Below are 10,395 nucleotides of genomic sequence, written 5' to 3' on the forward strand. Positions count from 1 at the left end.
GTCATCAACCGCTTCGGCCTCAACAGCGATGGCCTGGATGTTGCGCGCGAACGCCTGATCCGTCGCCAGGGTCGGCCCGGTATCGTCGGCGTCAACATCGGGGCCAACAAGGAATCGACGGACCGCGTCGCCGATTACATCACCTGCGTCAGTGCCCTGTGCGGTCTCGTGGATTTTCTCACGATCAACGTGTCCTCGCCCAACACGCCGGGCTTACGCGACCTGCAGGGCGAAGCCTTTCTCGACGATCTGCTCGCCCGCAGCATCGAGGCGCGGGACAAGGCGGATCAAGGTCGGAGGAAGACGACTATCCTGCTCAAGATTGCGCCCGATATTTCGCTCGACACGCTCGATGCCATCGTCGCCACCGCGCTCAAGCGCGGCATCGATGGGCTGACCGTGTCGAACACAACCGTCGCCCGTCCCGACAGCCTCAAGGAAAAGGCGCTTGCGTCGGAAACAGGCGGCCTTTCGGGAAAGCCCCTTTTCGTGCCCTCCACGAAGCTGCTCGCGGAAGCCTTCCAGCGGGTGGAGCGCAAGATCCCGCTCATCGGCGTCGGCGGCGTGGATTCGGCCGATGCCGCCTGGGCGAAGATCCGCGCGGGGGCCAGCCTGGTGCAGCTCTATTCCGCCATGGTCTACAAGGGGCCAAGCCTAGTCGGCGACATCAAGCGCGGGCTCGTGCAGAAGGTCGAGCAGCAGAAGACCTCGCTCGCGCAAGTCATTGGACGCGATGCTTCCGCTATCGCGCAGGGGCGGTTCTAAGCGGCCACTGACTTCAGGCTGGCGAAGGTCCTTCGCGCCAGCATGGGGTAGAGCAATGCCTGGCCGATGCCGCGTGCACCCAGGAAGATCAGGAGCGCAATCCACAAAGCCGTGTTGCCGACGTCTCCTGCCAGCAGCAGGACGGCGGCATAGGCCACGAATGCAATCAGCATGAGGTTGCGCATGGCCTCGGTCCATGTCGCGCCCGTGTAGATGCCATCGAAGGCAAAGGCAGCGGCGCCGATGAAGGGCGTCAGGGCGGCGAAGACCAGATACTCGCGCGCGAAGCCGCGCACATCCGGGTTCGTGGACACGAAGTCGATGAAGTATCCTCCTCCGACAAGGAAGATCGCCGAGACGGCGAGGCCGAAGCCGAGGCTCCAGCCGACGCTCAGATGAATGGCGCGGCGGAAGCTGCGCTCATCGCGCGCGCCGATGCATTGCCCGCACAGGGTTTCGGCGGCGGTCGCGAACCCATCGAGGAAATAGCCGCCGATCAGGAACATGTTGTAGAGCACCGCATTGGCGGCGAGCGTCACGTCGCCTGCGCGCGCGCCGAGTGCGCTGAAGATCGAGAAGGCCAGGATCAGCGCCACGTTGCGGATCATGATGTCCCGGTTCATGGCAAGCGTCTGCATGATCGCCGCGCGGCTCAAAACCTCATGCCATGTGACGGCGAGCGGATTCGAGCCGAGCCGCCGCAGCACGAGAATGCCGAGGCCCACGCCCAGAACCTCCGCAATCGCCGTACCGATGGCCGCGCCTGCGATGCCGAGTTCGAACACCAGGACGAGGCCTGCCGTGAGTACGATATTGGCGATGTTGATCRCCACTTGCAGGAGGAGCCCGAGATCCGTGCGTCCGCGTCCAAGCGTCGAGCCGAGGATCACATAATTGGCGAGCGTGAAGGGTGCGGCCCAGATGCGGATGAAGAAATAGGTGGAGAGCGCATCCGTCACGGCTGGGCTTGCGCCTGCCATCGGAAAGGCAACCGCCGCGATGGGCCATTGCAGCAGGATCAGGAGGAGGCCCGTGACGCCCGCCACCAGAAAGGCGCGGGCAAGCGTCAGGTCGACCTCATGCGACTTGCCGGCGCCGGTGGCCTGGGCGGTTAGGCCGGCTGTCGCCATGCGCAGCGAGCCGAAGCTCCAGAACACGAAATCGAAAATCACGGCGCCAAGGGCCACCGCGCCGAGCAAGTGCGCTTCCCCCAGCCGCCCGATCACCGTCGCGTCCACGAGGCCCAGCAGGGGCGTCGTCACGTGCGACAGGGTCATCGGCAGGGCGAGGGCCAGCATGCGCCAATGCGAGACGTCGATGCGGCGGGAAACGACAGCGCCGTGCATGGGAAACGATCAGTTCCGCCCGAAGAACCGGGAGATCAGCCAGAGCGGCACCACGATCACCGCGCCGTAGAGTACCCACATGCCGACCTTCTGCACGGTCTCGAGGCTGAGATCCAGGACGGAGCCGATCCATTCGAACAGGCCCTCGATCAGCCGGAAGGGGGTGATGTCGAGGAAGGCCATGAACGCACCGACGAGGAGCGACAGGAAGATGAGCTTCACCAGGACGGAGCCGGGCGAGCCACCGAGAAGCCGGGTCAGGTTGGACATATCCTCAATCTCGTCAGAAAGCGTAACTGGACCTGCGCAAGTGCGTGTGCTTCATCGCAAGGCTCGGCGTCGAACGCAACCACCTTGAGTTTCTCAATGCTTGATCCCGCTCTCTTCGATCCCTCCGCCATCAGTGACGAAATCCGCGCCCAGAATGCCGATATCGTGGCGAAGCTCTCAGCCCTGCCGGACCCGATGTCCGTTCCACCGGCTCTCGTGCGGGAGCGCCGGAAGCAGGGTCTCGGGCCATTCCCGCTGATGCCCTTGAGCCCGAAGGCCAAGGTGATCGAGATCGACGGGCCAGCTGGGCCTATCCCCTTGCGGATCATCGCGCCTGAGAACCCGCGCGGTGTCTATCTTCACATCCATGGCGGCGGCTGGACCTGGGGTACGGCGGACGAGCAGGATCCCTGGCTCGACCGGCTGGCCGATCGCTGCGGCCTTGCGGTCGTATCCGTGGAATATCGCCTTGCCCCCGAGAACCCGTATCCGGCGGCTCCGGACGATTGCGAGGCGGCGGCGCTCTGGGTGATCCGGGAGGCCGAGAGCCGGTTCGGGACCTCGCGCCTGTTCATCGGCGGTGAATCAGCCGGTGCGCATCTCTCCGCCGTCACAATCCTGCGCCTGCGCGACAGGCATGGCCTGAAACCCTTCCGGGGCGCGAACCTTTTCGCGGGGTGCTATGACCTCAATCTCAGCCCAAGCGTGCGCCATTGGGGGCCTGAGCGGCTGATCCTCAACACCAGCGATGTGCAAGCTTTCGCCAATAACTTCGTCGGCCATGCCGGCGACCGGACCAATCCCGATATCTCGCCGCTTTATGCGGACCTCAAAGGCCTRCCGCCGACCCTTTTCTCGGTCGGCACGAAGGACATGCTCCTCGACGACACGCTCTTCATGGCGTCTCGCTATGCTGCCGCCGGCAACCGGACCGAACTCGCGATCTGGCCGGGCGGATGCCACGTGTTCATCCGCTTCGACAGCGCGCTGTCCGAGCAAGCGCTGTTGCGGATCGATGATTTCGTTGAGGGGCTTTAGTCCGCCCCGGCCGGGGAGGGGCGCTGAGTCACGCCGATCTTCGAGGCCGCGATGACGGCCTGGGTGCGGCTGTCGACGCCGAGCTTGTCGAGAATGGCGGAAACGTGGGCCTTCACGGTCGCTTCCGACACACCGAGTTCGTAGGCGATCTGCTTGTTGAGCAGGCCTTCCGAGAGCATGGTCAGCACACGCACCTGCTGGGGCGTCAGGGTACCGAGACGGCGGACGAGATCGGCGGTTTCCACGTCTTCCGCCGCGGACAGGTCCACATCCGGCGGTGTCCAGGTATCGCCGGCGAGAACCGCCTGGATGGCGCCGCCGATGCTGTCGATGTCGATGGATTTGGGGATGAAGCCGGAGGCGCCGAAATCCATGGCGCGGCGGATCACCTGGGGCTCTTCCGTCGCCGAGACGATGACCACGGGCAGCTCGGGGTATTGCGCCCGCAGCGACATCAGGCCGGAAAAGCCCTGCACGCCCGGCATCGTCAGGTCGAGGAGGATCAGGTCGACATCACGCTCCTGGCCCAGCGAGGCGTTCAGGTCGTCCATGCCGCTTGCCTCGACCATGCGGGCCTGCGGCATCATGGAGGCGATGGCCTGCCTGAGCGCGCCACGGAACAGCGGATGGTCGTCGGCAATGATGATCGTGGTGGTTTGACTTTGCACGTTTGTCTTCTCCCACGAGGGCGTCGGTGAGGCTTAGCCGGTTCCCAGGTGAAATAGCAAGGCGGCAACGAAAAAGCACGGCGATTCTACTGGAAAGTGCAGGGGGAAAGCCAAGGGTTTCATCTAAGCATGTGGATTACGCCCCGATGAGGTGGAAAACCAGATCGCGGGTATGGGGCCTGTCCCGGTGCTCGACGAGGTAGATGCCCTGCCAGGAGCCCAGCACCATCTGGCCCTCCATGACCGGAATGCTCAGGGAAACGCCGGATAAGGCCGTCCTGATATGGGCGGGCATGTCGTCCGGCCCCTCGGCGGTGTGGACATAACCCGCCTCCCGGGGAGCCAGCCGGTCGAGGGCGGTCAGCAGGTCCTGGCGCACCTCGGGGTCCGCATTCTCCTGGATCATCAGGGAGGCCGAGGTGTGGCGGCAGAAGATGGTCAGCAGGCCATGCAGGACGCCGGTGCCGAAGACCCAGCGGGAGACGGCCTCCGTGATCTCGGTGAAGCCTGGCCCTTCGGTTTCCACGATCAGCCGGCCATGAACCTGCTGGGTCACGCTGCCTTCGGAAAGGGTTTCCACATTCAGCATGGTCRGTCTCCTAACCCTTCTGGGCCTTCAGGGGATGAACCTCCTGCTCACCCCGCTCAAGTATTTTTTCCAGGGTCTCGATCCGGTCGGCCTCCGCCGCCGGCTTGTCCCAGCGGATGCGGTTGATCCGGGGAAAACGCATGGCCACGCCGGATTTGTGCCGGGTCGAGCGTTGCAGGCCCTCGAAAGCTACTTCCAGCACGAGTCCGCGATCCTTGCCGTATTCCACCTCCCGTACCGGGCCGAAGCGCTTGACCGTGTGGTTGCGGACAAATCGGTCGAGCTTCAACAGTTCCTCGTCGGTAAATCCGTGATAGGCCTTGCCCACGGGCACCAGCTCCTCGCCGCCTGGCCCGTCGCGCCAGACGCCGAAAGTGTAGTCGGAGTAATAGGACGAGCGCTTTCCGTGGCCGCGCTGGCCATACATCATCACCGCATCGACCAGATAGGGATCGCGCTTCCACTTGTACCAGTAGCCCTTGGGCCGACCGGGAAGATAGGGGCTGTTCGCCCGCTTCACCATGCAGCCCTCGATGGCGTCCGCATCCAGGCCCGCTCCCACGGATGCAGGGTCGGCCCGCGCGGCGGCGAGGTCCTCCCAAGTGGAGAAAGGCACCATAGGCGAGAGGTCGATGCGCGGATCGTCCAGGCGGGCGACCAGTGCCTCCAAGCGCTTTCGCCGTTCGGCGAAAGGCAGGTCGCGCAAATCCTCGCCGCCCTCCGTGAGAATGTCGTAGACCCGCAGATGCGCCGGAAATTCCGCGATGAGCTTAGGGTTTACGGCCTTCCTGTTCAGGCGCTGCTGAAGCACATTGAATGTCTGGACCCGGCCCTCGCGCACGATCAGCAATTCCCCATCGATGGACCCGTCGAAGGTGAGCGCCTCCACGAGATCGGGGAACGCGCCGGAGACGTCCTCTCCCGTGCGGGAATAGATGCGCCGCACCGGGCGGCCGTCGCTCGCATGGCCTGAGACCGCCTGGAGGCGGATGCCGTCCCATTTCCATTCGGCCAGGAATTCGGAAGCCTCGAGCTTCGGGAAATCCTCGTCTTCCAGCGGATGCGAGAGCATCGGCGGGCGGAACGGGGCGGGATTGCTGGTTTCGGGCTTCTGCCCCTTGCCCTCGACCCAGGCGAACAACTCTTCATAGGGTGGCTCCAGCCCGTGCCAGATCAGCTCGACCTCGTCGGCCTCGAACCCGCCGAGTTGCGCTACCGCCGTCTTGGCGAGCCGGGCGGAGACGCCGACGCGCAATTCCCGCGTGATGAGCTTGAGCAGTGCCCAGCGCCCAGTCTCGTCGAGCGCATCGAGCCAGCCCGCGACTTTGCCGGGCAGATCGCTCTTGCCCGTGGTCGCCAAGGTCTCGACGACTTCTGTGAGGCTGGGAACGTGCGGCGGCGGGTTGTTGTGGCCGATGGCCGGAATATCACCGGAAGCAGGAGCGACGCTTTCATGCCCCGGCGCAGGCCAGATCAGGGCCACGGTCTCGGCCAGATCGCCCACATAATGGTAGGACATGCGGAACAATTCCGGATCGGTGCGCTCCTCCACGAGGCCTCTGATCAGGCCGGGCTTGGCCTCCTTGAACATCAGCGCGCTCGTCATGGCGGCGAGCGCGTAGCCGCGGTCGGGATCGGGCGTATGGCTGAAGTAATCCATGAGCAGCCGCAGCTTCGCGTTGCGGCGCGACTCGAACATCAGCCGATCGAGGAGGGCGGCAAAACGGTTCATGCGGCGCCTCCATCGACGCCACCCGTTTCATCCTCCCCTTGAGGGGGAGGATCGGCTCGAAGAGCCGAGGTGGGGTGGGAAGCGCGACCTTCGTCGATGTTGGCGCTACCCACCCCACCCCGCTCGCCTTGCTCGCGACCCTCCCCCTCGAGGGGAGGGTGGGGGCCTTCCTCCACCTCGCCTTCATCGCCATAGCCCAACATATGCAAAGGGCGCGCCTTGATGCCGTGGGTCGTGCACCAATGGACGAGGGCGTCCTCCTGGCCGTGGGTGACCCAGACCTCGCCCGCACCGGTGTCCTGGATCGTGCGGCACAAATCGTCCCAGTCGGAATGATCGGAGATCACGAGGGGCAGCTCCACGCCCTTCTGCCGGGCCCGGGCCCGCACCCGCATCCAGCCGGAGGCGAAGCACGTCACCGGATCGGGAAAGCGGCGCGACCAGAGGTCCTGGATGGAGGAGGGCGGGCAGATCACGATGGCGCCCGCGAGCTTCGAGCGCTCTGTGGCCACGACCTTCGGCGTCTCGCCCAAGGGCACACCTTCGGATTTATAGAATTCCGTCAGYCGCTCCATGGCACCATGGAGATGGATCGGCTTATCGTAGCCTTCCTCCCGGAGCAGGGCCATGACCCGCTGTGCCTTGCCCAGCGCATAAGCGCCCACGATATGCGCGCGTTCGGGAAAGAGCTCGACAGAAGCGAGAAGCTTGCGCACCTCGTCCCGCGTGTCCGGATGTCGAAAGACGGGTAGGCCGAAAGTCGCTTCAGTAATGAATATATCGCAGGGCACGACCTCGTAGGGCAGGCAGGTCGGATCCTCCGCCCGCTTATAATCGCCCGAGACCACGACGCGGGTGCCACCGGCCTCGATGGCGATTTGCGCCGAGCCCAGCACGTGGCCGGCAGGCGTGAAGCGCACCGTCACGTCGCCGAGGCGGATGCTTTCACCAAGGCGCGCCTCTTGAGTTGAGCCCGCGAAGTCCTCGCCATATCGCACGCCCATGATCAGCAGCGTTTCGCGCGTCGCCATGACGGAGCGGTGGCCCGAGCGGGCATGGTCGGAATGGCCGTGGGTGATCAGCGCCCGCTTCACGGGGCGGACCGGATCGATGTGAAAGTCGCCGAGGGGGCAGTAGAGCCCTTGCGGGGTCTGGGTGAGAATGTCGGTGGAGCGCAACGCCATGGCCGAGGATATAGGGTGTCAGGATGATATGTCAGGTTTGGGAACGCGGCGTTCGTCTTCGCTGTTCCGGCTGGCCTGCCCGACGTCGCCTTGGCATTGACAGCGTTTCGCGTCTCGCTCATGGCAGAAGCCATGCCGCTGACCTCGACATTCCGCTCCTCTGGCGATCTCATCGCTGATCGCCGTTACGACTATGCCAGTGCCGCCTTCGAGGAGCGTGACTTCGAGGCCGCCGCCGATCTGGCGCGTCAGGTGCTGGAGCTCACACCCGGCTTCGCGGCGGCCCATGCACTGCTGGGTCGGGCGGCTGCCGAGCTGGGCTTGCGGGAGGAAGCGGTTGGCGCTCTGCGCAAGGCCCTGGAGATCGAGCCCGAGAATGCGCTCGGCGTGCGCCTCGACTTGGCCAAGCTTGGAGCATTGTCTCCCGACGAGGCGATCACGGATGGCTATGTGCGCGCGCTCTTCGACGATTACGCCCCGAAATTCGACCTCCACCTGACCAAGAGCCTCGGCTATCGCGGTCCCGAACTGATCGCGGATGCCCTGCGCCATGCATGCGCGAAGCAGGGCAGGGATTTCCGGTTTGGGCTCACCCTCGACCTCGGCTGCGGCACGGGCCTGATGGCGCAGGCGCTGGCGGGTTTGTGCGCCTCCATCGAGGGCGTCGATCTTTCGCCCCGCATGCTGGAGAAGGCCGAGAAGACGAAGCTTTACGCCGCGCTCCATGAAAGCGAACTGGTGGGGTTTCTTGAAGGACGACGGAACAGCGAGGCCGATCTTGTCGTCGCGGCGGATGTGTTCGTCTACATGGCCGGGTTGGACCCGGCGTTCCGCGAAGCGCTAAGGGTGCTGAAGCAGGGAGGCCTGTTCGCCTTCACAGTTCAGGCCCATGAGGGCGCGGGTTTCGTCCTCGGCGACGATGCCCGCTATGCCCACAGCGAAGCCTATCTGCGTGGACTTGCGAAAGCTGCGGGCTTCGTCGTGGTGGTGCTTGAGAGAGTGTCGACCCGGGAAGATCGCGGCAGTCCGGTTCCCGGGCTTCTCGCCGTCATGCAGCGTTGAGGCCTTACTCCGCTGGCTTCGTCGGATGCGGGGCGTTCTCGTAGCAGCCGACGACTGATTGATCGAAGTCGATGACCGATCCCGTCATCATGCCTGATTCCGAGCTTGCGAGGAACGCCACCGCGCGTGCCACTTCCTTCGGATCGAGCAGGCGGCCGAATGGCTGCTCTTTCTCGGCCTTCTCGAGCCAGCCATCCTGGGCGCCATGGTAGAGCCGTACGATCCGGTCCTCGCCCGGCGTGTTCATCCAGCCGATGTTCAAGGCGTTCACGCGGATGCGCCAGGGCATGAGGCTGAAGGCGGCGTTCTTGCTCAGCGTCGCCAGCGCGCCCTTGGAGCCGCAATAGGCCGAAATGAAGGGCTGGCCGCCATGGGCCGACATGGACAGGATATTGACCATCGTGCCCTCGGTCTTCTCGCGCCGCATGATCTTGGCGGCTTCCTGCATGAGGAAGAAGGGCGCGCGGACATTGACCGCGAACATGCGGTCGAACAGCTCCGGCGTCGTGTCGAAGATCGTGCCGCGATCCGTGATGCCGGCGGCGTTCACCAGCACGTCGACACGCCCGAACGCGCTGTCGGCCTTCGCCGTGACCTTGCGGGCATCGTCCACGTTTTCGAGATCGGCCTGCACGAATTCCGTACGGCAGCCTTGTGCCGTGATGTCTCGCGCCACGGCCTCGCCGCGCTCCGCGTTGCGCCCGCAGATCACGAGGCCGGCGGCGCCCCGCTCGGCCAGGGTCCGGGCGATGGTCTCGCCGAGGCCTTGGGTGCCGCCGGTCACGACGGCGATGGCGTTCTGGAATTGGGATGCTGACGTCATGGTTATCTGCCCTCTGTTTCTTTCTTGGTCGGCGTGGGGCCGAGATGAATCGATATCCGCGATAATAGCAAGCCGGCAAAGCACTGTTTTCACATCCGAAAACACGCTCGAGTGGCGAAACCTTTGCCCTCGCCTTATCTTTAAGACTGCATGTCGAAAGCGCCCGCGTCTCTTCTCCCGAAAATCTTTCGTGACTGGTTCGCAAGCCGTGGCTGGGAGCCGCGCGAGCATCAGTTGCAGCTGCTCGCCAAGGCCAAGAAGGGCAAATCCGTTCTTCTCGTGGCCCCGACCGGTGCGGGCAAGACGCTGGCGGGTTTCCTGCCAAGCCTCGTGGAGTTGGCCGAGGCTGGCAGCAAGGGCAAGCCTAAGGCTAAGGAGAAGCGGGGACTTCACACCCTCTACATCTCGCCCCTGAAGGCGCTGGCCACCGACATTGCCCGCAATCTCGAAACGCCGGTCGGCGAGATGGGCCTTCCCATCCGCATCGAAACCCGCACCGGCGATACGCCCTCCCACAAGCGCGCAAGGCAGATCGAGCGCCCGCCGGATATCCTGCTGACCACACCGGAGCAGCTGGCGCTCCTGCTCGCCCATGCGGAGGCGCGGGAGTTCTTCAAGGACCTGCGCCGCGTGGTGCTGGACGAGCTGCACTCCCTCGTTACCTCGAAGCGCGGAGACCTGCTGTCGCTCGGCCTTGGGCGGTTGTTCACGCTGGCACCGCAGGCGACGGCGGTGGGCCTGTCGGCTACAGTACGCGAGCCGGACGATCTACGGCGGTACTTGGTGCCACAACGCCAACTCTTCACCTCCCCCTCGAGGGGGGAGGTCGCGCTGCAAGCGCGGGAGGGGGTGGGAAACTCCACATCTGGGAATGTCGCGCTGCCACCCCACCCCGACCTATCGGTCGACCCTCCCCCT

Annotated in this window: 11 protein-coding genes; 4 read left to right on the top strand and 7 right to left on the bottom strand. The window is 64.7% G+C overall.

The window, feature by feature from the left end; translation table 11 throughout:
* Positions 1-765: dihydroorotate dehydrogenase (quinone) (pyrD, locus tag ACXJKO_RS26675; protein WP_457094072.1), on the top strand; the 765-nt coding region annotated here is incomplete at its 5' end.
* Here pyrD and ACXJKO_RS26680 read toward each other — a convergent pair.
* Positions 762-2,111 (bottom strand): MATE family efflux transporter, encoded by a 1,350-nt coding sequence (locus ACXJKO_RS26680; protein WP_457094073.1) that lies wholly within the window; start codon positions 2,109-2,111, stop codon positions 762-764. The genes pyrD and ACXJKO_RS26680 overlap by 4 nt on opposite strands.
* Positions 2,112-2,120: 9 nt before the next feature.
* Positions 2,121-2,381, bottom strand: coding sequence for a DUF6460 domain-containing protein (locus ACXJKO_RS26685; protein ID WP_457094074.1), 261 nt, complete (start codon positions 2,379-2,381; stop codon positions 2,121-2,123).
* A 96-nt stretch (positions 2,382-2,477) separates the two neighbouring features.
* Here ACXJKO_RS26685 and ACXJKO_RS26690 point away from each other — a divergent pair, with 96 nt between their 5' ends.
* Complete coding sequence (locus ACXJKO_RS26690) at positions 2,478-3,419, top strand: alpha/beta hydrolase (RefSeq protein ID WP_457094075.1); 942 nt, start codon at positions 2,478-2,480, stop codon at positions 3,417-3,419.
* On the opposite strand, the gene ACXJKO_RS26695 is transcribed toward ACXJKO_RS26690, so the two are convergent.
* From ACXJKO_RS26695 to ACXJKO_RS26710, 4 genes are all read right to left on the bottom strand, one after another.
* Entirely contained in the window at positions 3,416-4,087 is a 672-nt protein-coding gene (locus ACXJKO_RS26695; protein ID WP_457094076.1) for a response regulator, read from the bottom strand. The two genes, ACXJKO_RS26690 and ACXJKO_RS26695, sit on opposite strands and share 4 nt — an antisense overlap.
* A gap of 136 nt (positions 4,088-4,223) precedes the next feature.
* Positions 4,224-4,676: a secondary thiamine-phosphate synthase enzyme YjbQ gene (locus ACXJKO_RS26700; RefSeq protein WP_457094077.1), complete on the bottom strand. Its 453-nt coding sequence runs from the start codon at positions 4,674-4,676 to the stop codon at positions 4,224-4,226.
* Positions 4,677-4,686: 10 nt separating this feature from the next.
* Positions 4,687-6,408: a cisplatin damage response ATP-dependent DNA ligase gene (locus ACXJKO_RS26705; RefSeq protein ID WP_457094078.1), complete on the bottom strand. Its 1,722-nt coding sequence runs from the start codon at positions 6,406-6,408 to the stop codon at positions 4,687-4,689.
* The gene (locus tag ACXJKO_RS26710) at positions 6,405-7,592 is read right to left on the bottom strand and encodes a ligase-associated DNA damage response exonuclease (RefSeq protein ID WP_457094079.1); all 1,188 of its coding nucleotides are present in this window, start codon (positions 7,590-7,592) and stop codon (positions 6,405-6,407) included. Before ACXJKO_RS26710 ends, ACXJKO_RS26705 begins: the two co-directional genes overlap by 4 nt.
* A gap of 90 nt (positions 7,593-7,682) precedes the next feature.
* On the opposite strand from ACXJKO_RS26710, the gene ACXJKO_RS26715 reads away from it, so the two are divergent.
* Entirely contained in the window at positions 7,683-8,654 is a 972-nt protein-coding gene (locus ACXJKO_RS26715; protein WP_457094080.1) for a methyltransferase domain-containing protein, read from the top strand.
* A gap of 4 nt (positions 8,655-8,658) precedes the next feature.
* On the opposite strand, the gene ACXJKO_RS26720 is transcribed toward ACXJKO_RS26715, so the two are convergent.
* The gene (locus tag ACXJKO_RS26720; RefSeq protein WP_457094081.1) at positions 8,659-9,477 is read right to left on the bottom strand and encodes an SDR family oxidoreductase; all 819 of its coding nucleotides are present in this window, start codon (positions 9,475-9,477) and stop codon (positions 8,659-8,661) included.
* Positions 9,478-9,627: 150 nt separating this feature from the next.
* Between ACXJKO_RS26720 and ACXJKO_RS26725 the strand changes: the two genes are divergently transcribed.
* A partial coding sequence (locus ACXJKO_RS26725; RefSeq protein WP_457094082.1) for a DEAD/DEAH box helicase occupies positions 9,628-10,395 on the top strand: 768 nt, incomplete at its 3' end.

Source organism: Microvirga sp. P5_D2 (genome assembly GCF_054049475.1).

Bases quoted from the DNA above. Each gene is read 5' to 3' on its own strand.
- ACXJKO_RS26685 (WP_457094074.1), bottom strand. From the start codon at position 2,381: ATGTCCAACCTGACCCGGCTTCTCGGTGGCTCGCCCGGCTCCGTCCTG.
- ACXJKO_RS26700 (WP_457094077.1), bottom strand. From the start codon at position 4,676: ATGCTGAATGTGGAAACCCTTTCCGAAGGCAGCGTGACCCAGCAGGTT.
- ACXJKO_RS26705 (WP_457094078.1), bottom strand. From the start codon at position 6,408: ATGAACCGTTTTGCCGCCCTCCTCGATCGGCTGATGTTCGAGTCGCGC.
- ACXJKO_RS26720 (WP_457094081.1), bottom strand. From the start codon at position 9,477: ATGACGTCAGCATCCCAATTCCAGAACGCCATCGCCGTCGTGACCGGC.